At 73.6% G+C, this 22,715-nt stretch carries 17 protein-coding genes; 5 read left to right on the top strand and 12 right to left on the bottom strand.

Annotation, left to right across the window (positions count from 1 at the left end):
• The 3 genes from moaA to ACZ6CV_RS04850 form a co-directional block, all read right to left on the bottom strand.
• A partial coding sequence (moaA, locus tag ACZ6CV_RS04860) for a GTP 3',8-cyclase MoaA (RefSeq protein WP_469249571.1) occupies window positions 1-908 on the bottom strand: 908 nt, incomplete at its 3' end.
• Window positions 909-1,066: 158 nt separating this feature from the next.
• Entirely contained in the window at window positions 1,067-2,704 is a 1,638-nt protein-coding gene (locus ACZ6CV_RS04855) for a solute symporter family protein (protein ID WP_469249570.1), read from the bottom strand.
• Window positions 2,701-3,111 carry a DUF485 domain-containing protein gene (locus tag ACZ6CV_RS04850; protein ID WP_469249569.1) on the bottom strand — a complete coding sequence of 137 codons (411 nt, stop codon included), beginning with the start codon at window positions 3,109-3,111 and terminating at the stop codon, window positions 2,701-2,703. Before ACZ6CV_RS04850 ends, ACZ6CV_RS04855 begins: the two co-directional genes overlap by 4 nt.
• 355 nt (window positions 3,112-3,466) lie before the next feature.
• On the opposite strand from ACZ6CV_RS04850, the gene ACZ6CV_RS04845 reads away from it, so the two are divergent.
• The 5 genes from ACZ6CV_RS04845 to ACZ6CV_RS04825 all read left to right on the top strand — a co-directional run bounded on the left by ACZ6CV_RS04845 (window position 3,467) and on the right by ACZ6CV_RS04825 (window position 9,983).
• On the top strand, window positions 3,467-5,014 hold the full coding sequence (locus ACZ6CV_RS04845; protein ID WP_469249568.1) for a S8 family peptidase: 1,548 nt from the start codon (window positions 3,467-3,469) through the stop codon (window positions 5,012-5,014).
• An 86-nt stretch (window positions 5,015-5,100) separates the two neighbouring features.
• Window positions 5,101-6,609 carry a S8 family serine peptidase gene (locus ACZ6CV_RS04840; RefSeq protein WP_469249628.1) on the top strand — a complete coding sequence of 503 codons (1,509 nt, stop codon included), beginning with the start codon at window positions 5,101-5,103 and terminating at the stop codon, window positions 6,607-6,609.
• A 113-nt stretch (window positions 6,610-6,722) separates the two neighbouring features.
• Window positions 6,723-7,289: a hypothetical protein gene (locus ACZ6CV_RS04835; protein WP_469249567.1), complete on the top strand. Its 567-nt coding sequence runs from the start codon at window positions 6,723-6,725 to the stop codon at window positions 7,287-7,289.
• Window positions 7,286-8,734: a CoA transferase gene (locus ACZ6CV_RS04830; protein ID WP_469249566.1), complete on the top strand. Its 1,449-nt coding sequence runs from the start codon at window positions 7,286-7,288 to the stop codon at window positions 8,732-8,734. The genes ACZ6CV_RS04835 and ACZ6CV_RS04830 overlap by 4 nt, the downstream gene beginning before the upstream one ends.
• 172 nt (window positions 8,735-8,906) lie before the next feature.
• Window positions 8,907-9,983 carry a CopD family protein gene (locus ACZ6CV_RS04825; RefSeq protein ID WP_469249565.1) on the top strand — a complete coding sequence of 359 codons (1,077 nt, stop codon included), beginning with the start codon at window positions 8,907-8,909 and terminating at the stop codon, window positions 9,981-9,983.
• Between the two features lie 30 nt (window positions 9,984-10,013).
• Here ACZ6CV_RS04825 and ACZ6CV_RS04820 read toward each other — a convergent pair whose 3' ends face one another.
• From ACZ6CV_RS04820 to ACZ6CV_RS04780, 9 genes are all read right to left on the bottom strand, one after another.
• Window positions 10,014-11,057: a zinc-binding dehydrogenase gene (locus tag ACZ6CV_RS04820; protein ID WP_469249564.1), complete on the bottom strand. Its 1,044-nt coding sequence runs from the start codon at window positions 11,055-11,057 to the stop codon at window positions 10,014-10,016.
• A gap of 64 nt (window positions 11,058-11,121) precedes the next feature.
• Window positions 11,122-11,847, bottom strand: coding sequence for a lysoplasmalogenase (locus ACZ6CV_RS04815; RefSeq protein ID WP_469249563.1), 726 nt, complete (start codon window positions 11,845-11,847; stop codon window positions 11,122-11,124).
• Window positions 11,844-12,803, bottom strand: coding sequence for a sterol desaturase family protein (locus tag ACZ6CV_RS04810; RefSeq protein ID WP_469249562.1), 960 nt, complete (start codon window positions 12,801-12,803; stop codon window positions 11,844-11,846). The genes ACZ6CV_RS04815 and ACZ6CV_RS04810 overlap by 4 nt, the downstream gene beginning before the upstream one ends.
• Before the next feature lie 138 nt (window positions 12,804-12,941).
• Complete coding sequence (locus ACZ6CV_RS04805) at window positions 12,942-13,796, bottom strand: VIT1/CCC1 transporter family protein (RefSeq protein ID WP_469249561.1); 855 nt, start codon at window positions 13,794-13,796, stop codon at window positions 12,942-12,944.
• A 58-nt stretch (window positions 13,797-13,854) separates the two neighbouring features.
• Complete coding sequence (locus ACZ6CV_RS04800) at window positions 13,855-14,511, bottom strand: hypothetical protein (RefSeq protein ID WP_469249560.1); 657 nt, start codon at window positions 14,509-14,511, stop codon at window positions 13,855-13,857.
• Window positions 14,508-14,846, bottom strand: a complete 339-nt coding sequence (locus ACZ6CV_RS04795) for a hypothetical protein (RefSeq protein ID WP_469249559.1) — start codon at window positions 14,844-14,846, stop codon at window positions 14,508-14,510. Before ACZ6CV_RS04795 ends, ACZ6CV_RS04800 begins: the two co-directional genes overlap by 4 nt.
• Window positions 14,833-20,070 (bottom strand): HD domain-containing protein, encoded by a 5,238-nt coding sequence (locus ACZ6CV_RS04790; RefSeq protein ID WP_469249558.1) that lies wholly within the window; start codon window positions 20,068-20,070, stop codon window positions 14,833-14,835. The genes ACZ6CV_RS04795 and ACZ6CV_RS04790 overlap by 14 nt, the downstream gene beginning before the upstream one ends.
• Before the next feature lie 99 nt (window positions 20,071-20,169).
• Window positions 20,170-21,426, bottom strand: a complete 1,257-nt coding sequence (locus tag ACZ6CV_RS04785; protein WP_469249557.1) for an amidohydrolase family protein — start codon at window positions 21,424-21,426, stop codon at window positions 20,170-20,172.
• On the bottom strand, window positions 21,423-22,706 hold the full coding sequence (locus ACZ6CV_RS04780) for an amidohydrolase family protein (protein ID WP_469249556.1): 1,284 nt from the start codon (window positions 22,704-22,706) through the stop codon (window positions 21,423-21,425). The genes ACZ6CV_RS04785 and ACZ6CV_RS04780 overlap by 4 nt, the downstream gene beginning before the upstream one ends.
• Window positions 22,707-22,715: the final 9 nt, after the last annotated feature.

Raw genomic sequence — 22,715 nt, 5'->3', positions numbered from 1 at the left:
CGGGCGATGGCCTCGTCCGAGCCGTCCGTGCTGTCCTCGGGGGCCGCGCGCAGCGCCCCGCGCAGGTCGGTCTCCTCGGTGGCGAACAGGCAGGTGCGCACCTGGCCGTCGGCGGTGAGCCGGGTCCGGTCGCAGGCCGAGCAGAACGGGCGGGTCACGGAGGCGATGACACCGACGCGGTGCGGGCCGCCGTCCACGATCCAGCGCTCCGCGGGGGCCGAGCCGCGCTCGGTGGAGCCCTCCTCGGTGAGCTCGAAGCGGGTGCGCAGGGACTCCAGGATGTCACCGGCCGTGATCATGCCGTCGCGCTTCCAGCCGTGCTGGGCGTCGAGGGGCATCTGCTCGATGAAGCGGAGCTCGTAGTCGTTCTCCACCGCCCAGGCCAGCAGGTCCGGGGCCTCGTCGTCGTTCAGGCCCGGCATCAGGACGGTGTTGACCTTGACCGGGGTGAGGCCGGCGTCGCGGGCCGCTTCGAGGCCGGCGATGACGTCCTTGTGGCGGTCACGGCGGGTGAGCGTCTTGAAGACGTCGGGGCGCAGGGTGTCCAGGGAGACGTTGACCCGGTCCAGGCCCGCGGCCTTCAGGGCCTGCGCGGTGCGCTTGAGGCCGATGCCGTTCGTCGTCAGGGACATCTTCGGGCGGGGCTCCAGCTGGGCGCAGCGCTCGACGATGCCGACGAGGCCGGGGCGCAGCAGGGGCTCGCCGCCGGTGAAGCGGACGTCCGTGACGCCGAGCTGGGTGACGGCGATGCGCACGAGGCGGACGATCTCGTCGTCGGTGAGGAGGTCAGGCTTGGCCAGCCACTGCAGGCCTTCCTCCGGCATGCAGTACGTGCAGCGCAGATTGCAGCGGTCGGTCAGTGATACGCGCAGGTCAGTGGCTACGCGGCCATAGGTGTCGATGAGCACTGCGGCCCCTCCCCGGCGGTTGGTGCTGATGTTCCCGACTGCTTTCGACCTTACGCCAGACCTCTGACAAGACCATGGGCCATTTGCCACGAGGAACGGTACGGCCGCGTCGTAGGACTCTACGACGCGGCCGCTGCGGACGGGTGGCCAAGGGGCCGTCAGTGGGCTCCGACGCCGGTGAGGGACTTGACCTCCAGCTCCGCGTACTTGCCCTTGTCCGGTTCCTCCTTGGACAGGAGCGAGCCGAGCCAGCCGAGCAGGAAGCCCAGCGGGATGGAGATGAGGCCCGGGTTCTCCAGCGGGAAGAAGTCGAAATTCGCGTCCGGGAACATCGAGCTGGGCTTGCCGGAGACGACCGGCGAGAACAGCACCAGGCCGACGGCGGCGATCAGGCCCCCGTAGATGGACCAGAGCGCGCCCTGGGTGGTGAACCTCTTCCAGAACAGGCTGTAGAGGATCGTCGGCAGGTTCGCGGACGCGGCGACGGCGAAGGCGAGGGCGACCAGGCCCGCCACGTTCAGGTCGCGGGCGAGGGCGCCGAGGGCGATGGAGACGATGCCGATGAAGACGGTCGACCAGCGGGCGGCCTTCATCTCCTCCTTCTCGGTGGCCTTGCCCTTCTTGATGACGTTCGCGTAGATGTCGTGCGCGAACGACGAGGACGAGGCCAGGGTGAGGCCCGCGACGACCGCGAGGATGGTGGCGAAGGCGACCGCGGAGATCACCGCGAGCAGGAGCGCGCCGCCGGTGGAGTCACCGCCGCCGCCGATCTCCATGGCGGCGAGCGGTGCCGCCGTGTTGCCGGCCTTGTTGGAGGCGATGATCTCGCCGGGCTTGAGCAGGGCGGCGGCGCCGAAACCGAGCACGATGGTCATCAGGTAGAAGGCGCCGATGATGCCGATCGCCCAGTTCACGGACTTACGGGCGGCCTTGGCCGTCGGCACCGTGTAGAAGCGGATCAGGATGTGCGGCAGGCCCGCGGTGCCGAGGACCAGCGCGATGCCCAGCGAGATGAAGTCCAGCTTCGAGGTGCCGGAGACGCCGTACTTGAGGCCGGGCTCCAGGAACTTCGAGCCGTGGCCGCTGTTGGAGGCGGCGGTGCCGAGCAGGTCCGAGACGTTGAAGTCGAACTTCAGCAGGATCAGGAAGGTGATGAGGATGGTGCCCGTGATGAGCAGGACGGCCTTGACCATCTGCACCCACGTGGTGCCCTTCATGCCGCCGATGGTGACGTAGACGATCATCAGGACGCCGACGAGGGCGACGATGAGGATCTTGCCGGCGTCGCTGGTGATGCCGAGGAGCAGCGAGACCAGGACGCCCGCGCCGGCCATCTGCGCGAGCAGGTAGAAGATCGACACGACGATGGTGGAGGTGCCCGCGGCGGTGCGCACCGGGCGCTGGCGCATGCGGTACGCGAGGACGTCGCCCATCGTGTAGCGGCCGGAGTTGCGCAGCGGTTCGGCGACCAGGAGGAGCGCCACGAGCCAGGCGACCAGGAAGCCGATGGAGTAGAGGAAGCCGTCGTACCCGAAGAGGGCGATGGCGCCCGCGATGCCGAGGAAGGACGCGGCGGACATGTAGTCGCCGGAGATCGCCAGGCCGTTCTGGAATCCGGTGAACTGGCGGCCGCCCGCGTAGAAGTCGGCGGCGCTCCTGGTCTGCCGGCCCGCCCACACGGTGATGACGAGGGTCGCGACGACGAAGACCGCGAAGAGGCTGATGATCAGCGTCCGGTGCTCGGAGGCGTCGGACGCGGCCGCCAGCTCGATGACGGCGGGGTGCGCGGTGCTCATGCGTCGCCCTCCAGGCGGGTCTGCGGACGGGCCTGTCCGCCGTGTTCCATGCGGGACCTGATCGCCTCGGCCTTCGGGTCGAGCTTCGCGGCGGCGTGCCGCGAGTAGAACCAGGCGATGAGGAAGGTGGTCAGGAACTGCCCCAGGCCGAGGGCCAGGGCGACGTTGATGTTGCCGAACAGCTTGGTGCCCATGAAGTCGTGCGCGTAGTTGGAGAGCAGCACGTACACGAGGTACCAGGCGATGAAGGCGACGGTGAGCGGGAAGGCGAACGAGCGTTGCGAGCGGCGGAGTTCACCGAATTCCGCGCTCTCCTGCACCTCGATGAACTCCTCCGTGGAGGGCGCGTGGGGAGCGGGTTCTTTTCCTGCGCCACCCTTCGAAGGGGGCGGTGCGTCGGTGGCCACGGAGTCTCCTCGTGGTGCGGGTGGGGTGGGGACGGACAGTTGTTCCACGGGCTCTCGGATCTCGCTTCCGACAGTGACGCGGATCACGTGAGCCACGGATGGCGATGCTAAGGCCACGGGACGTGATCCGACAGGGGGTTGATGTTGCTTCCGTTCTCTGCTCAACGGCCCGGGGGTGCGCACGACGTGGCCGAACTCCCCCATTTCTTCGGGAAGTCATTGCTGGCCTGGGATTTTCAGGGTTAGCTTCACCCTGAACGACCCGTCATGTACCTGCCCGAGCACCAGCCGTGTTCGGGCAGTTCCGTATGCAATTCCGTGTGCGGTTCTCGTCTCCGGATGATGTGGAGATCCCATGGCTCATCTGCGTTCCAGACGTCGTACGGCGCTCACCGTGCCGCTCGGCCTCGCCCTCGCCGCCTCGGTCGGCTTCCTGCCGGGCGCCGCGACCGCGGCCCCGAACGAGGCACCCGCGCCCGCGTCCGCGCGGTCCGCGCAGGACGCCCCCGTCTTCGCGTACGTCGTCAACACCCGTACGGACCGCAAGACGATCGCGTACGTCGAGAGGGCGATCGCCCGGGCCGGCGGCGACGTCGTCGTCACGTACGGGAAGATCGGAGTCATCGTCGTGCACTCGGCGAACCCGGAGTTCGGCGAGCGGATACGCGGCGTCCGCGGCGTGCAGTCCGCGGGCGCGACCCACACGTCGCCGCTGAAGGCGGCGGGCACCACCGAGGACGGCAAGGCGAAGCCGCTCTCGAAGGCCGAGGCCAAGGCCCTGCAGCGGAGCGCCGCGCCGGGCGCCGAGCCGATGGAGGCCGACCAGTGGGACCTGCGGGCGATCGGCGCCGACAAGGCCGCGAAGATCAACCCGGGCAGCAAGAAGGTCACCGTCGCCGTGATCGACACCGGCGTCGACGACACCCACCCGGACCTCGCCGCCAACTTCTCGCCCTCGCAGTCCGCGAGCTGCGTCGGCGGCAAGGCCGACACCTCTCCGGGGGCCTGGCGTCCGTCGTCGAAGGACAGCTACCACGGCACGCACGTGGCCGGTGAGATAGCCGCCGCGCGCAACGGCGTCGGGGTCGCCGGCGTGGCGCCCGGCGTGAAGGTCTCGGCCATCAGGGTGGCCGACCCGGTCGACGAGCTGTTCTACCCGGAGAACGTGGTCTGCGCCTTCGTGTTCGCCGCCGAGCACAGCGTCGAGGTCACCAACAACAGCTATTACGTGGACCCTTGGCTGTACAACTGCAAGGACGACCCGGACCAGAAGGCGATACTCGACGCGGTCAACCGCGCCCAGCTCTACGCCCAGAAGAAGGGCACCCTCAACCTCGCCTCCGCCGGCAACTCCAGCCATGACCTGGACTCCGACGCGATCGTCGACGACTCCAGCCCGGACGACTCCACCCCGGTGACCCGCACCATCGACCCGCACGAGTGCCTCGACGTGCCGACGCAGCTGCCGGGCGTCGTCACCGTCAGCGCGACCGGTGTGCAGAACCTGAAGTCGATCTACTCCAGCTACGGCAAGGGCGTCATCGACGTCGCGGCGCCGGGCGGCGACAAGTTCCAGATCCCGGCCGACACCCCGTCGAAGAACGGCCGCATCCTCTCCACCCTGCCGGGCGGTGAGTACGGCTGGCTGCAGGGCACCTCGATGGCCTCGCCGCACGCCGCAGGCGTCGCCGCGCTCCTGAAGTCCACGCACCCCAAGGCCGGCCCCGCCGAGCTGCAGCGGCTCCTGAAGAAGCAGGCCGACCGGCTGGAGTGCCCGTCCGGGCCGTACGACCCCGACGGCAACGGTGTCGTCGACGCGGTCTGCGACGACGGCGGCAAGAGCAGGAACGGCTTCTACGGCAGCGGACTCGTCGACGCGCTCGACGCCGTGAAGAAGAAGTGAAGGGGAGACAGCTCGTGACCAGGTCCCACACCACGGCCGCCCTCCTGCGCTCGCGCCGCGCGCTGGCCCTGCCGCTCGGCGTCGCGATGGTCTCGGCCGTCGCGTTCCTGCCGGGGACGGCCTCCGCGCGACCCGCCGCGATCCCGGACGCCCCGGCCTCGTCCGCCGCCGCCGCCACCGCACCGGGTGGCGCGTCGGACGCCGCGTCGATGAGTTACGTCGTGAACGTCCGCCCCGGCAAGGGGAGTTCGGAGCGCGTCAAGAAGGCCATCGCCAAGGCCGGCGGTGACGTCGTCATCGCGTACGACAGGATCGGCGTCATCGTCGTCCACTCGGCGAACCCGGACTTCGCGAAGTCGATCCGCCGGGTGAAAGGCGTCGACTCGGCGGGCGCGACCCGCACCGCGCCGCTGTCGGCGCAGGCCGACGACGCCCTGGAGGCGGACCGCCCGCTGACCGCCGCCGAGGCGAAGGCCGCGGCGGGGCAAGCGTCGGCCGGCCAGGACGAGTTGGAGCCCCTGCAGTGGGACCTGCCCGCCATGAAGGCGGACAAGGCGCACGCGATCTCGCTCGGCAGCCGCGAGGTCACCGTCGGCGTGCTCGACTCCGGGGTCGACGACACGCACCCCGACATCGCGCCGAACTTCGACCGCCGGGCGTCCGCGAGCTGCCTGGGCGGCGTGCCCGTGCAGAAGGGCGACGCGTGGCGGCCGGTGGCCGGGGAGAGCGACCACGGCATGCACGTGGCGGGCACCATCGCCGCCGCGAAGAACGGCACCGGTGTCACGGGGGTGGCGCCCGGCGTGAAGGTGGCGAGCCTGAAGGTGGCCGAGCCGGCCACCGGCATGTACTACACGGAGGCCGTCGTCTGCGGCTTCGTGTGGGCGGCCGACCACGGCGTCGACGTCACCAACAGCAGCTACTACACCGACCCGTGGCTGTTCAACTGCAAGACCGACGCCGACCAGAAGGCCCTGGTGGACGCGGTCGGCCGGGCGACGAAGTACGCGGAGCGCAAGGGCGCGGTGAACGTCGCGGCCGCGGGCAACGCGGAGACCGACCTCGCCCAGGACGAGATCCTCGACGACTCCAGCCCCGACGACACCACTCCGGTGCCGCGCACCATCAAGACCAAGGACTGTTTCGACCTGCCGTCGCAGCTGCCGGGCGTCGTGACGGTCTCGGCCACCGGTGCGAAGGGGCTCAAGTCCTCGTACTCGAACTACGGCAAGGGCGTCGTCGACATCGCGGCGCCGGGCGGCGACTCCACGAAGTACCAGACGCCGGCCCCTCCGGCCGTGGACGGCAGGATCCTGTCGACGCTGCCGGGCGGCAAGTTCGGCTACAAGGCCGGCACGTCGATGGCGTCGCCGCACGCCGCGGGCGTGGCCGCGCTGCTCAAGTCGACGCATCCGCACGCCTCCGCGGCGCGCGTCAAGGCGCTGCTGTACCGCCAGGCGGACGCGATGAAGTGCCCCGACCCGTACGACATCGACGGTGACGGCAAGGTCGACGCGGTCTGCGAGGGCGGCCGGGGCGGCAACGGCTTCTACGGCGTGGGCATGGCCGACGCGCTGGACGCCGTGCGCAAGTAGCGCCGTGCACGGGTGACACCGTGCACAAGTAGCGCTGTTTCCTTGCGCGGTGGGCCGGGCGGTCGCGGGGCCGCCCGGCCCTTCGCGCGTGACGTGCGAGAGGATCTCGGGTCATGTACGAGTACAGGGACGCCCAATTCGTCGTGACCGGCACGGAGCACTGGGTGGCGTGGCCCACCCGCCCGCGGTGGCAGCTGGTCCTCGGGTTCGCCGCCACCGTGGTGTTCCTGCCGTTCTGGATCGTGTTCGGCATCGTGGTCTTCGCCGGCACCCTCGCCCTCGGCCTCGCCACGGAGGTGATCGCCGCGGTGAGCTCCTCGTACGAGAAGGGGTTCGACGCGTTCATGGACCGCGCGTTCGGCCGCATCACCCGGCTGCCGCGCTGGTGCGTGCGCTGGTCGGAGCTGCGGCACGAGGGCGACACCGCGTACTACCGCGCCGAGATCGACAAGCGGCTCGCCGACTGGACCGCCCGCGCGTCGGCGCCGCGCGCGCCCCGCAAGCCGCCGCCCACCGAGTGCGAGATCCCGTGGCGCGCCTACCGCGGCGTGGGCGGCCACTACGTGGTGCAGGCGGCGGCCGCCCAGGGCTGGGAACTGCGCCCGTCCGCACCGGAGCAGTCGATCCGGCTGTGGTGGTCGGCCGCCTCCGCCCCGGACGGGACCACGCCCTCCGCATGACGCACTCCCCTCTGCCCGGAGCCTCGCCGGCCTGGGCCACACCCCTGTCCGCAGTCGCGTCGGCCTGGGCCGCGCTCGGCGGGGACCCCGCGCTCCTCCCCCGCGTCTCCGCCGTCGTACGCGAGGGTGCCCTGCCCGCGCGGTTGCCCGTCATGGATCTCGCCCGCGCGTGTGTGGGCGTCTGCGCGCTGGCCGCGGCGGAGTCGGTGGCGGCACGCGACGGGCGGGACGTGCCGGCCGTACGGGTCGACGACGGGGCGGTGGCGACCGCCTTCACCAGTGAGCGGCACCTGCTCGTCGACGGGCGCGCGCCGGTCAACTTCGCACCCCTGTCCCGCTTCTGGCCCACCGCCGACGGATGGGTGCGCACGCACGCCAACTACCCGCACCACCGGGCCGCGTTGACGGCCGCGCTGGGGCTCTCCGAGCGGGCCGGCCCGGACGCCGTCGCGGCGGCCGTCGCCGAACGGACCGCCACGGCGGTCGAGGAGGCGGTGTACGCCGCCGGCGGCCTCGCCGTCGCGCTGCGCGACCCCGCTCAGTGGGCGGCGCATCCGCAGGGCGCCGCCGTGGCGGGGAGCCCGCTGCTCGTACGGGAGCGGATCGGCGACGGCCCCGCGCGTCCCCTGCCCCCGCTCGTCGGCAACCCCCTGCGGCCGGCCGCGGGGCTCCGCGTGCTCGATCTGACCCGGGTCGTCGCGGGCCCGGTCGCCACCCGCACGCTGGCGCTGCTCGGCGCGGACGTGCTGCGCGTCGATTCGCCCCGGCTGCCCGAACTCGCCGACCAGCACACGGACACCGGCTTCGGGAAGCGGTCCGCCACGCTCGACCTCGACGACCGCACCGACCGCCGCACGTTCGACGAACTCCTGGACCGCGCCGACGTCGTGGTCACCGGCTACCGTCCCGGCGCCCTCGACCGCTTCGGGCTCGGCGCGCGCGAACTGGCCGCGCGCAGGCCCGGCGTCGTCCTCGCGCAGTTGTCCGCGTGGGGCGGGAGCGGGCCGTGGGCCGGGCGGCGCGGCTTCGACAGTCTCGTGCAGGCCGCGACGGGGATCGCCGTCGTCGAGGGCAGCTCCGAACGCCCCGGCGCGCTCCCCGCCCAGGCGCTGGACCACGGCACCGGCTACCTCCTCGCCGCGGCGGTCCTGCGCTCGCTCACGGAACGGGCGACGGTGGGTGGTTCGTACGGGGTGCGGCTCGCCCTGACGCAGACGGCGGCGTGGCTGACGGGCGGGGGTGCGGGCGGCGGGGGCCGGGGTGAGCACGCCGGCAGCGTCGAGGTGGGCGTCCCGTACGACGGGCCCGCGCGGCGGCTCGTCGAGGTGGACAGCCCGGCCGGACGACTCCGGTACGCCCTGCCACCGGTCTCCTTCGCGGGCGGCCCCGCCGACTGGGCCCGCCCGCCGGGCCGGTGGGGCGGCGACCGGGCGCGGTGGAGCTGAGGGAACGGCCCGCACGGCTCCTGGAAGCTCCACCCGAACTGGGCGCCCCACCCGAACGGGAAGCTCCACCCGAACGGGAAGCTCCACCTGAAGCCGTGGGTCCGTTCGGGACCGTATGGCACCGGTTGTCCCTCCGGACTTGCCCGTCGGCGGACCCCCTGGTGAAGATCTTGTGGTGAGCTCCGTACGACCACGACCGACCGTCGAGTCCGGGGGTGACGCACCGGTCGGCATACCGGCCGCCGCACCCGCGCCCTCCCCCGTCTCGCACCGCGCCCCGCGCCGCCGCCCCTCGCCCGGGCGGGCCGTCGCCGTGCTCGTCCTCGTGGCCGTCGCCGCGCTGATCCCGCTGCTCGGTCCGTCGACGGCGCTGCACGGCACCGGGGAGGCCGAGGCGCCCGGCACGGTCGTCATCACGTTTCTGCGGTCGGTCCTGTTCGCCGCCCTGTCCGTGCAGGTGGGCGAGGTGTTCGCCACGCGTCTTGCCCGTCGGGTCCCGGGGGCGCCGCTGGGGCGGGCGCCGCGCGGCTGGGCTCCGTACGCCGCGTGGGCGGGGTGTGTCGCGGCGCTCGGGCTCGCCGCGATCGTGGCGAACGGCAACCTCGTGCCGCGGGAACTCGCCGACCTGGACATCGGCCGCCTCTACGACACCCGCGACGGCCGGCTCGCCCTCCTGGAGGTCAACGCCTTCATCGCGGCCGCCCTCTGCGCACGCTCCCGGCGCCCGTCCTTCGCCGCCCTCCCGCTGTCCGCGGTGATCGTCGCGGAGGCGCTGCGGGCCCACCCTCCGGTGGAGGACGCCCCGCTGGTCGGCAGCGGCCTCACCCTGATGCACCTGTCCTGCGGCGCGCTGTGGGCGGGCGGCCTCCTGTACGTGCTGCGGGTCCTGCGGCGGTGGCGGACGTCCGCTCCGGAGCAGGCCGTCGCGGTACTGGCGCTGTACGCGCGCGTGGCGGCCGTTCTGTTCGCCGCGATCACCGCGACCGGGGTGTGCAGCACGCTGCGCCGGATGCCCCCGCACACCGTCGTCGACCAGCTCACCGGGACGGCCTACGGCCGCACCCTGCTCGCCAAGCTGCTCCTCGTGGCCGTCGTCGCGGCGCTCGCCGTGCGGGCCCGGCAGCGGCTGCGGCGCGCGGCGGACCGGGCCTCGGCGTACGTCCCCGCGCGCGGGGAGGTGATCGCGCTGGGCGTCGTCGTGGTGGTGTCGGCGCTGCTCACCGCGGTGCCGGTGCCGATCCGCTGGTGAGCCCGCCCCACTCCCCCGTACGCCGGCGCGCTACAGCGCGATCTGGACCTTGAGCGCGGTGCGCTCGTCCATCGCCTTGTAGCCGGCGGGCACGTCCTCGAGGCCGACCGTCAGGTCGAAGACGGGCGAGGGGTCGATCGTGCCGTCGAGGACGTCGGGCAGCAGCTCCGGGATGTAGGAGCGGACGGGCGCGACGCCGCCGCGCAGCGCGATGTTCTTGTTGAACAGGACGCTCAGGTCGAGGCCGGTGCCGCTGCCGTGCGGGACGCCGACGAACCCGATCGCGCCGCCGTCGCGCGTGACGTCCACGGCGGTGCGCATCGACAGTTCGGTGCCGACGGCCTCAACGACGGCGTGGGCGCCCTGGCCCCGGGTGAGCTCGCGGACCGCCGCCACCGCCGCGTCGCCGCGCTCGGCGACGACGTCGGTGGCGCCGAACCGGCGCGCGATGTCCGTACGGGCGGTGTGCCGGCCGAGCGCGATGATCCGCTCGGCGCCGAGCCGCCGGGCCGCGAGGACCGCGCACAGGCCGACCGCGCCGTCCCCGACGACCACGACCGTGGCGCCGGGCCGCACGCCCGCGCCGAGCACGGCGTGGTGGCCGGTGCCCATGACGTCGGAGAGGGACAGCAGGGCGGAGAGGAGGCGGTCGTCGGACGCGGCTTCGGCGGGCAGCCGTACGAGGGTGCCGTCGGCGAAGGGCACCCGGACCGCCTCGCCCTGACCGCCGTCGTACCCGACGGAGCCCCAGAACCCGCCGTGCTCGCAGGAGGTGGTGAGGCCCTCCGCGCAGTAGTCGCACGTACCGTCCGACCACATGAAGGGGGCGACGACGAGGTCGCCGCGCCGCACTCCGCTCACCTCGGACCCGGCGTCCTCGACGACGCCGAGGAACTCGTGGCCGATCCGCTGGCCGGGCTGCCGGGCGGCCTCGCCGCGGTAGGCCCACAGGTCGCTGCCGCAGACGCAGGCGCGCAGCACGCGGACGACGGCGTCGGTGGGCAGCTGCACGACGGGCTCGGGCACGTCCTCCACGCGCAGGTCGAACGGGGCGTGGATGGTCGTGGCGCGCATGGTGGTTCCTTGGTGCGGGGTGGTGGAGGGGGTGCCGGGTGTGGCGTGGTGCCGGCGGCGCGGGTCAGGACTCGGCGCCGACGGGCCGACTCCCACCGTATGCCCGGGCCTGCGGCGCCCGCGCTCCGGGCGCCGCGAGCACCCCGGTGACCAGCAGGTACTGGGCCGCGATGTACGTGATCATGATGGCGAAGTCGGGCCGGGGCAGCTGGGGCCACTCGGCGACGCCGGTCGCGATGAGGGTGTCGGAGAGCAGGAAGAGCGCCCCGCCCGCGGCCGCGGTGACGCCGAGCGTGGTCGCGCCGAGGGCCATGGCGGTGAGCAGCAGGCTGTACCCCGCGACCGGGCCCCGCATGTCGGCCGGCAGGTCGCTCCAGAGCAGCGCCACGGTGACCGCGAGCGCGAGGGCGTAGACGGCGACGAGCGCCGCACCCCGCGTCCGCGGAGACCCGCCCCGGCCGCCCACCGTCGCGTACCGCCGGATGTTCCCGTACCGCCGGAACAGTACGAGGTAGCAGACGTGCCCGGCGGCGAACGACCCCATTCCGGCGAGGAAGGCGGGGTCGGCGTCGAAGAGCAGCAGCGTGTCGCCGCCCCAGCCGCAGAGCAGGGCGGCGATCAGGAGCCGGGGGCCGCCGACCGCGGCGACGTATCCGGCGAGGAGCGGCATGAGCAGCGGCTTGCACACGGCGTGACCGGGGCCGAAGTCCGCCAGGAGCGCGAGGAGGTCGCCGAGCGCGAGCACGCCGAAGGCGCCGAGGAGGAGCCTCGGCGCGGGCCGGCGCGTCACGCCGCGTGCTCCGGGACCGTGGCGTCGGGGGCGGCGGGAGCGGGCACGGCAGGCGCGGCTGTGGGCGCCTCCGCTGAGGCCGGGGCAGCCGTCTCGGGGGCCGGGGCAGCCGTCTCGGGGGCGGGCTTCGGCTGCCAGCCGGGTCCGCCGAAGACCCGCCCGGCGCGCTCGCGCCAACTGGCCGCCGCCTTCAGGTCCTTGGCGATGGCCGCGTACTCGTGGGTCGCCACGCGCAGCGGGTTGTACGTGTCGATGTTCTTGGTCAGGCCGTAGACGGGGCGGTCGGTCTCGGCGACCCAGGAGCCGAAGAGCCGGTCCCAGACGATCAGGATGCCGCCGAAGTTGCGGTCCAGGTAGCCGCCCTGGGACGCGTGGTGCACGCGGTGGTGGGAGGGGGTGTTGAAGACGAACTCGAAGGGGCGGGGCAGCTTCCCGATCCGCTCGGTGTGGATCCAGAACTGGTAGACGAGGTTGGCCGACGAGCAGAACGCGAGCGCCGCGGGGTGCACGCCGCAGGCGATGAGCGGCAGGTAGAACGGCCACACCGTGAGGCTCGTCCAGGGCTGGCGCAGCGCCGTCGTGAGGTTGAACTTGCGGCTGGAGTGGTGCACGACGTGGCAGGCCCACAGGATGCGGATGACGTGGTGGCCCCGGTGCGACCAGTAGTAGAAGAAGTCCTGGGCGAGGAGCATCAGCGGGACCGTCCACCACAGGACGGGCACGCGCAGCGGGGTGAGTTCGTAGACCAGTGTGTAGATCGCGACGATCGGGATCTTCCACAGGAAGTCGAAGACGAGGCTGCCGAGCCCCATGCCGACGCTGGTGGCGGCGTCCTTCGTCTCGTACCCGGCGGCGTCGTCGTCGGGATGGATCCGGTGGCTCACGATCTCGACGACCGTGAGCAGCACGAAGGCGGGGATGGACCACAGCACGACATCGGGCAGGTTCGGGGACATGCGTGCACCGTAGAACGGCTCTTCGCTCACGACTAGGGGTTGTTACCGACAAGTATTACCGACGGTACGGGAGCGGTTGTTGGTGATCCCCGCCAAAGGCGGCCGCTGAACGGCGGGTTCCCGGCGTCCCGCCCGGGGTCACACGCCGACCGCCCCGAGCAGCGCCCCTGCCCCGTACGTCACCGCCATCGCGAGGGCCCCGCCCGCCACGTTCCGCACCACGGCGGGCCGCGCCCGCGCCGCGCCCAGGCGGGCGCTGCTCCAGCCCGTGAGGGCGAGCGCGGCGAGGACGGAGCCGACCGTGACGCCGAGCCGCCAGGCGGTGGGCGGCAGCACGATCGCGAGGAGCGGCAGCAGCGCGCCCACGGTGAACGCGACGAAGCTGGCCCAGGCGGCGTGCCAGGGATTGGTCAGCTCGTCCGGGTCGATGCCGAGCTCCACGCGCGCGTGGGCGCGCAGGGCGTCCCGCTCGGTGAGCTGCTCGGCGGCCTCGCGGGCCACCTCTCGGCTGAGCCCCCGCTCCTCCAGCATCCCGGCGAGCTCGGCCAGTTCGGCCTCGGGCTGGTCGCGCAGTTCGCGCTTCTCCAGGGCGAGGGCGGCCTTCTCCGCGTCGCGCTGCGTGGAGACGGACACGTACTCGCCCGCGGCCATCGACATGGACCCGGCGAGCAGCCCGGCGAGGCCCGCCGTGAGCAGGGCGCCGCGGTCGTCCGTGGCGCCCGCGACGCCGACGACGAGGCCGGCGGTGGAGACGATGCCGTCGTTGGCCCCGAGGACGGCGGCCCGCAGCCAGTTGAGGCGGGAGCCGAGGGCGCCGCCGTGCGCCTCGCCGTGCGGGGCGTCGTGCGTGGCGTCGGGCGTGGCGCCGGGCGCGTCGGCGGCCGTTTCGCCGCGGGTCTCTTCCGGCGCGGGCCCGTCCAGGGTCTCTTCGTACGGCCGCTCGCCGCGCGGGGGTTCGCTGTCCGGCGACCGACCACTCATCCGCTCGTTCATCCGGGGAGGGTCTCACCACGGGCCGGGCCGCCCGGCACGGGCACGCCGTCCGGCGCGCTCAGCAGCGCCGCGCGGGAGCCACCGACGTGACCTCGGCCGCGGGGATCAGCCGGCGCTCCGGGCGTCCCTTCCCGCTCCCGCCGTCGGCCACCCGGATCGTCACGCCCCGTGCGTCGCTCACCACCAACTCGCCGCAGTACGTGCCCTTCGTGGACGTCACCAGCACGGGCGCGGTCGCGACGGCACTGCGCCCGTCCTTCCCCGCACCGCTCCCCTCCTCCGCGCCGACCGGCACGACCCAGCTGACGGCCAGGGCGGCGACGATCGCGCACAGGCCCACGACCGAGCGCCGGCGCGCCGAGGTCAGGGCGTCCTGGGTCCGTTCGACCTCGTCGAGCACGGCGGCGAAGAGCCGGTCGCCGCTGAGCCAGACCTGCTGCCCCACCTGGCCGTGCGCGGCCCGCACCGCCTGCAGCGCGCCGGAGAGGAGCAGCGCGAAGGCGCCGACGAGCAGCCCCGCCGTGGTCCACCGCCAGACGTCGGGCATCCCCGCGACGCTCTCGCGCCCCTTGAGCACGAAGACGGCGCCGACCAGGCCGGTGAGTCCGGCGAGGCCGTTGCGCCAGCCCTCCGCCTGCCGCCGCACGGCGCCGAGCTGGTCGGTCTGGAGCTGCTGGCCGAGCTGCGCGAACCGCTTCTTGGCGAGGTCGGTCACGGCGTGGGCCCGCCCGTGGCCGGTGGCGGCACCGGTACGTCCCAGAAGGCGCCGCACCCGGAGTCGGGCGACTCCGGGGGGCGCTCCGGATGCGGGTAGCCGCACTGGCAGATGACGGGGATCGGGCCGGTGAGCGGCTCGGGCCGGGTGCGGCGGCCGCGTGCCTTGGCGGGGCCCAGCATCCCGTGGGCGACCCGGAAGACCGTGCGGCCCCGGCAGGCCGGGCAGTCGCCGGTCACGGTGTACCACCGGCCGTCGGCGGAGCGCTCCACGGTGAAGGGGGCGGTGGGCGGGACCTCGGACTCCTGGAAGGGGGTGGGGTCATGAGCGGGCATGGGGCGTTCGCTCTCCGTCGGTCGGGCGGTCGGGTGGGAACAGGTCGGCTTCGGGTGTGGGCGCGGGTTCCGCGGGGCAGCGCGTGGGCGGGGTCAGGCCGAACAGCGGGGCGTACAGGGCGAGTCGGTCCCCCACCCATCGGGTGGTCCGGCCCACCTCGCGTGCCACGACGGCGACGCGTTCGGCGGTCACGTGCCCGGTGAGCGCGGGGGCGCGGCCGGTGTACCGCTCGGTGAGCAGGACCAGGTCCTCCCAGGTCGGTACGGTGTCCAACTCGGGCCGGGCCATGGTCAGTTCGACGCCGAAGGGGCGGTAGAGGGCGAGCCGGTCCCAGGCCCGGTCCAGGGGCCAGCCGAAGCGTCCGGCGACGCGGACGAGGTCGAGGGGGGTGACGGGGCGGTCGCCGACGAGGTCGGGCTCGAAGAGGGCGGTGTCGTGCGGGGTGGGCCGGTGGTCGCGCCAGGCCGGGTCGTCGTCCGTGACCTCCTGCCAGGGGGCGCCGAGGGGCGCGTAACGGCTCAGGGCGTCCAGGCTCTGGCCGAGGGTGTCGCCCTGGTCCCGCGCATGGTGGATCAGGCGGCTCACCCGGGGCGCCGGCTGCCACACCACGCCCTCCTGCCCCATCAGACAGCAGGCCAGCACGTCACGCCGCGAGGGGCGCACCCCGGCGAGGGCCGGCGGGAGCGGCTCGGCCAGGGACACCTCGTGGCCGGTGAGCGGGCCGAGTTCGGCGAGCCGGCCGAAGGCCGCCCCCAGCGGCACCCGGGCCGTGGCGGCGGCCAGCAGGGCGTACGGGGCGTCGTACCGCCGCTGCTCGATGTCCGTCGTGTACAGGTGCTCGTCGACGCGGTCGAGCACGGCGAACCGGGACGCCTCGTCGGGCAGCAGCTGCAGATCGGCGCGGGACAGGTTCCGCCAGCTGTCGACGAGGCCCGGGGCCGACGCGTGCACCAGGCCGTGTGCCGCCAGCCACGTCAGGGTCTCCTTGATCCGTTCCGCGTCGGCCTGGACCGCCGTCACGGCGCGGACCGTCTCCCACAGCCGCGCGGGGGTGCGGCCGTGCCCGCGGCCGCCCCAGAGCCGCTGGTCCGGGCCCCGCAACAGCTCGCACTCCAGCCGGCTGGAGACGTGCCCGGCCAGCTCCCCGAGGTCGGGCACGCACATCCGGCGGCCCTCGATGACGGCGGCGAAGCGCCGGACCACCTCGGCGAAGGTGAGCCCCAGCTCGCCGGAGGCGACCGCCAGGTGCACGAGCGACAACTCCGAATCGGCGGTGGGGTGGTCGAAGAGCCGGGTGTACTCCTCCCACAGCGCGTCGCCCGGACCTGGCCCGGACAGCGACGCCTCCGCCCTGGGCCGGTCCGGGACGGCGGGCAGGTCCGGCAGCCCCCACCAGGCATGCCGCCGCAGCGCCCGCCCGTACTCGTCCTCGGCCGGCCGCTCCCCGGCCACCCGCCCGCCGTTGGGCCCGGCCAGCAGGGGGTGCCAGGACAGCGCGTCGAGCTCGGCGGCGGTCGCGACGTCGTCGGGCGGATCCGTGATCGGCGTCGGCGGCACCTCGATCCGCACGCCGACCGCCGCGAACCTCCGGGCCCGCGCCAGCGCCTCGCGCACCGGCACGCCCGCCTTCAGCGCGTAGCCCCGGAGCCACCAGAGCAGGGAGACCTCGCCGTCCCGGTCGGGCGTCCAGTGCGCCAGCACCCCGTCGTACACGCTCTCCCCCAGCAGCAGCCGCCGGTCGACCGCGTCCAGCTCCATGGCGTGCGCCACGTCCAGGTCGGGCACCTCCGGTACGTCGACGCCGGTGATCGCGTGGCAGCGGACCCGGCGCAGGAGCTCGCCGACGGTGCACGGCTCGCCCTCCGGCGGCAGCGCGGCCCGCAGCAGGAAGTCGCTCATGCTCGTCCCGGGCGTGGCGACGCGGGACTCCCACGCCTGCGGGGCCGGATACCCCTCGATGGAGTCCGGTACGGGCAGGTCGAGCCCCCGCTCGGCCCGTCTGATCCAGACGTCCCGCAGGACGGCGGAGCGCCACGCCCGGTAGGAGTCGCGCACCATCGAGAAGGTGCCGCCGCTGCCGTACTTGTCGCGCTCCCAGGCGAGGCCCGGGTCGCCGGGGAAGTAGCCGACCCGGCGGAAGGGGATGACCGCGGCCCGGTCCCAGGTCAGGCTGCTCGCGACGGTGGCGTCCGCGGCCAGCAGCCGCTCCGTCAGGGTGGTCGCGCCCTCGGGCAGCCAGGGGGCGAAGTCCCAGAGCCACTCCAGGCTGAACCACTCGGGCGGCTCGAAGCGGGCGCACGCGTCCAGGATCTGGCGGGCCACCCAGGTCTGGTCGTAGGAGAACACCCGGGTCCTGCTGGTGCTGATGTCGGGCGAGTGCGCTTCCCGCAGGTCCATCACGCAGCCGAAGGGGAAGCCCCGCAGCCGGCTGCCGAACGGCTCCTCCTCGCCTCCGGCCAGCCACGGGGGCAGCGACGACTCCCGTTCGGCGAACCCGTACTCCGGCTCGGCCGCGGACTCGGCGACCAGCACCCCGTCCGCGAGCAGCCGCCCCTTCCCCGGCACCCACCACAGATCCCGGGAGGCCCGCGTCGCCCGCGAGGCGTCGCCCTCGTAGTACAGGGTGTCCGGCTCCCACTCCCGTACCGTCTCCCCGTCCCGCTCCACCCGCATCCGGAAGTCCGAGCGCCACACCAGCGCCCCGAGCTCCCGTGCCACGTCGACCGGTTCGCCCTGGAGGTACAGGCGCACGCAGGTGCCGCCGCCCGGCTGGGACTCGTCGCGCTCGCCGATGCGGAACAGGCTGCCGCTGGACGCGATGTCCACCCGCAGGCCGCGCCCCGACTCCGCGCGCCCGTACCGGTCCGTGGCCCGCGTGGAGATGCTGATCTCGTCGGCCAGCATGAAGTAGCTGAACACCCCTACGCCGAAGCGGCTGTTGGGGTGGATCCGCAGGTTCTCGTCGACCCGGCGCCAGCGGGCCTGCTCCCTGCGGTACTCGCGGGACTGCTCGAAGCGGCGTCCCGCGCGGGAGAACGTGCCGCGCAGGGTGTCGCGCCCCATCCCGACGCCGTTGTCCTCGCACTCCACGTAGGGGCGCCCGTCGTCGTCCGTCCCCTGCCGGAAGACGATCTCGCCCTGCCAGCTGTACGGGATGGACTTGCCGGCCTTGCCGTAGCGCAGCCGGGCCTGCCGGTAGCGGCAGGCGTCCAGCGCGTTCTGGTACAGCTCGCGCAGGGCGAGGTTGCGGTCCCCGTACAGCTGGGTGCCCATGAGGAGTTCGCGCATCTCGTCCTCGGCGAGGCCGAAGCGCATGAGCGGCACGCCGTAGGCGTCGCCCTTGGTGCGGGGGTCGTACTGGGGGCGCAGCCGCCCGCAGGTGACCCGCTCGGGCAGATGCGCGAGGAGCCCGTCGGGTCCGGCCGGGCCGACCTGCCGCCCGATGTGCAGTACCGCGTCGTCCGTCCAGCCGGTCAGCGCCTCGAGACCGGCGTGCACGGCGGGGTGCGGGCACGGCAGGTCGAGGTCGATGGTGCGGGCGTAACGGTCCCTGACCCAGCGCAACTCCCGTACGCTCTCGACAGCTTGACGGGGCACCAGCCCGTCGGCGACGCCGATGTTGTCGACGAGGACGCCGGGCAGCTCCCTGAGGTCACCGCCGAGCAGTCCGGCCACCGCGATCAGCCAGGACAGCTCGCGCGGACGCCAGCTCTCGGTCACCTCGCGGGCGCCCGGGGTGCCGGCGCGCACGAGTTCGCCGAGCCGGAAGGGCGGCTCGCGGTCGTCGTCGTACGACGGGGTGGGGACGACCCCGGTCTGGCGGCAGACGCGGACGAGTTCGTCGGTGAGCTCCTCCACCCGCCGGGCGGGCGCCTCGTCGCCGATGAGCGCGGTGGCGAGCGGGGCGAGGAGCTGGGCGGCGTAGGCCTCGTCCCACAGCTCCTCCCTGCCGCGCACATGCCGGTGCATGAGCCAGGCGGCGACGGCCCGCGCCTCCTCCTCCCGGCCGCGGGCGGCGAGTTCACGGCCCTTGCGCCAGATCAGGGCGTGCGCGGCGAAGGTGTGCTCCAGGTCGGCCCGCTCGGTACGGGTCTCCGTCTCCGCCCCCGTCGGATCGAGGTGGAAGGCCCCGGCCTCGACCGCGGCCTTCACCCCGAGGGCGTACAGCGCCTCGCGGACGAACGGCGCCGCCGCGAGCACGGCGAACTCGCCCGCGTCGAGCAGCGGCCCGCCCTGCGTCTGCGAGGGGGCGAGCAGGGGCCCGAGGCCTCGGGTGAGGACCCGTACCGGGTAGTCGTCGTCCGCCCAGGGGTCGGACACCCCGGCCATCGAGGCGGCGTACCACCGCGCGCACTCCCGGGTGAGCCGCACGAGGGCCTCCTGGAGCCGGGTCCGGCGCGCGTCGTCGCAGCGGACGGCCGCCCACAGCTCGGGGTCGCGCACGGCGGTCGTCCACGACTCGCGCAGGGTGCGGCCCGAGCAGAGCGGCACCGGGGCGATGGCGTCGGGGCCGCTCGGCGCGTAGTGCGGGGTGGGGGTCTGTTCGTGCCGGGCGGCGCGGGCCAGTTCGGCGGTGCGCGTGGTGGTGTACGTGATGACCTCGGCCACGGTGCGCGGCGAGGTGTCGGCGTGCAGGGCCTCGGCGAGCGCCCGCGTGAAGTGGCTGCCCTCTTCGTCGTCGGAGCCGCAGGTCTGGCCGGGGCCGCAGCCGAAGAGGACGGCGACGCGGTCGCGCCAGGAGGGGAAGTTGGTCGCGGGGCCGCCGTGCGAGCCGCCGCCCGCCGGGCCCGCCGGGTCGCGGCAGGCGTCCAGGGTGAGGAGCACGGTGCCCGCCCGGCAGCCCTGGAGCAGCGAGGTCAGGTCGAGGCCGATGAGGCTGTCGACGGCCACCTCGGGCGGTTCGGCGGCCCAGCTCAACTGGGCGTCGGCGGGCACGAGATGGTCGGCGCCCGCGACGGAGAGGCCGTGTCCGGTGAAGTGGACGAGGACGGTGGCGTCCTCCGGGGCGGTGCAGCAGATGCGGCTGACGGCGCTGCGGATGCGGGAGCGCTGGGCGGGCCGGTCGGGTGTGAGACCGAGGACCTCGACGCTGTAGCCGGAGGAGTGCAGGGCCTCCTGGATGAGCTCCGCGTCGCGGTGCACGGCCGGGGTCAAGTCCGGGAACTCCTCCTCCAGTTCGTACCTCGGGACGGCGATGACCAGCGCGCGTTTGCTCTCCCCCATGGCCCCGTGCCTCCCGTTGAACCGAGCTCGACGCGGGCCAGGATCCCACAGGGTCCCGGGGTGGTACCGGCGCAGGCACCGCCCCGGGCCGCTACCCCCTCACCAGACGCGCACCGACGCTCCCGACGCGAACACGGGGCTGGTCGCGTCGGCGGGCGGCTCCTTGAGGGGTTCGTCCAGTTCGCCGACCGTGGGTCCCACGCGGGCGGCGATCTTGTCGAGCAGGTCCAGGTCGAACCCGTAGACGCGGGCCGCGTTGCCGCCGACCATGGCCGCGATCTCGTCCCTGGGCAGGCCCGCGTAGGCGATGCGCAGGCCCTCGCGCGAGTAGGGGTACGTGCCCTCGTCGTGCGGGTAGTCGCTGCCCCACATGATCTTGTCGAGGCCGATCCGCCCGCGCTGGGCCGCCTCGTGGGGGCGCATGAAGCTGGCGCCCACGAAGCAGTTGTCGCGCCACACCTCGGAGGGGCCCTTGCCCATCGCGTCGGCGAGGCCCGCGCCGAACTTGGCCTCGGCCGTGTCCGGGCCGTCCGCCTTCCGGGCCGCCGCGACGAGCCGCCCGTGGTAGTAGTCCAGCATGTCGAGGACGCCGGGCACCCACCCGGAGCCCTGTTCGGTGAGGACGAGGCGGAGTCCGGGGTGGCGGCGGAAGGCACCGCCGAAGACGAGGTGCCACAGCGCCCGGTGCGAGAACCACGTCGTCTCGACCATGAAGACGGCGCGCGCGGCCGGCTCCTCGCCCAGCGGCGGCGAGGCCGACCCGGCGTGGTGGTTGACCGGCACGCCCAGGTCGGCGCAGGCCGCCCAGATCGGGTCGTAGGCCGCCGAGTAGAGCTCGGGCAGGCCCGAACCCGGCGGGGTGCCGGGCAGCATCAGGCCACCCGTCAGGCCCGCCTCCACCGAGCGGTGGATCTCCTCCACGGCCCGGTCGACGTCGTTCAGGAGGATCTGGAAGACGCCCGCGCGGCGGCCCGGCGCGGCGGCGCAGAACTCCGCGAGCCACCGGTTGTGGGCGCGCAGGCCCGCCCACCGCTGCTCGAACTCCTCGCGGGTCGGGGCGGGTGCCATCAGGGACGCCGAGGGGAAGAACGGCGGGATGGTGTTGGGGAAGACGACCTCGGCGACGATGCCGTCCGCCTCCAGCTCGGCGAGGCGGCGGTCGGAGTTCCAGTTGCGGTCGGCGGTGTCCGCGAGGAGGTCCTCGTACGGATTGACGTAGGTGGCCGCCCACGCGTCGAACGCGTCGTGGTGGCGGGACTCCAGGTAGGGCCGGTAGTCCAGGAGGTCGGCGCCGGCGTGGCAGTCGGCGGAGATGACGGTGTAGCGGTCTTCGGTGCCGTGGTTCTGTGCGCTCATGCGTCCGCCCCCAGTACCGGGAAGTCGTGGTCGGTCAGCCAGTGGCGGCCCACCTCGCGCGAGCGCGCCCAGGAGGCCTCGACGGCCGACTGGTCGGCGTCCTGGCCGAGTTCGCCGGGGGTCGGGCCGATGCGGCGGGCCAGCGGCGCGAGCTTCTCGGTGTCGAAGCCGAAGACCTCGGCGGCGGCGAGCCCCAGCATGCGGCGGGTCTCCGCCACCGGGATGTCGTGGAAGGTCTTGCGCAGCCACCCGCGCGTGTCGGGCCAGGTGCCCTCGGGGTGCGGGAAGTCGCTGCCCCAGAGGATGTTGTCGACGCCGATCTCGTAGCGCTGGGCGAGCTCGCGGCGCTTGGTGTTGGTGGCGCAGACGAAGAGCTGGCGGTCCAGGTACTCGTGCGGCGGCCGCTTCAGCTCCGCGAACGGGGAGAGCTTCTTGCCGCCGTGCGCGCCCAGGTAGAGGCGGTCCATGAACCACAGGAGGTTCGGCAGCCACCAGCAACCCGACTCCGCGACGCCGAACTTGAGCCCGGGGTGGCGTTCGAAGACACCGGACCAGAGCATGAACCACAGCGGCCGGGCGGGCCACCAGGTCACTTCGGAGACGTAGATCCCCAGGTGGTCGCCGTACTCGTGACGGGGCGCCGCGCCGGAGTGGGTGACCAGCGGCATCGCGCACTCGGCGGCCGCCGCCCACACGGGGTCGTAACGCCGGTCGTGGTAGGGCGCCTTGTCGACCCACATGGAGGGGATCATCAGCGCGCCGAGCCCGGACTCCTTGGCGCGGTGCACCTCGGCGACGACACGGTCGACCTCACCGGTGACGGGCAACAGGGCGACGCCGCAATGCCGTTCGGGATGGTCGGAGACGAAGTCGGCGAGCCAGCGGTTGTGCGCCTGGGCGCCCGCCATGCCGAGCTCGGGGTCCTGGTCGCCGGAGAGGCCGAGGCCCACGCCGAAGGGCGCGGCGGTCCGGCTGTCGACGGCGTCCGCGTCGGGGAAGACGACTTCGGCGGCCACGCCGTCGCCGTCCAGTTCCTTGAGGCGCTGCGCGGCGTCCCAGCCGCCGCGCAGGCCCTCCTCGTTGTCCTGGAACCACTGGGCGGCGAAGGCGTCGTTACGGATACCGAGCCGGGTGGCCTCCTCGCGGCGGGCGTCGCGCTCGCCGAGGAAGGTGTCGAAGTCCCGGTGGAAACGGCGGTCGAGGTAGGGCCGGTACTCCTCGGTGGGGAGCCCGGCGTGGCAGTCGGAGGAGATGATCAGGTAGGGGTCCTGGTCGGTCATGACGTGCCC

The sequence above is a fragment of the Streptomyces sp. NPDC041713 genome, from assembly GCF_055591085.1.
Note: the sequence above shows the minus strand (reverse complement) of the source record. Positions and strands in the feature narration are given on the sequence as shown.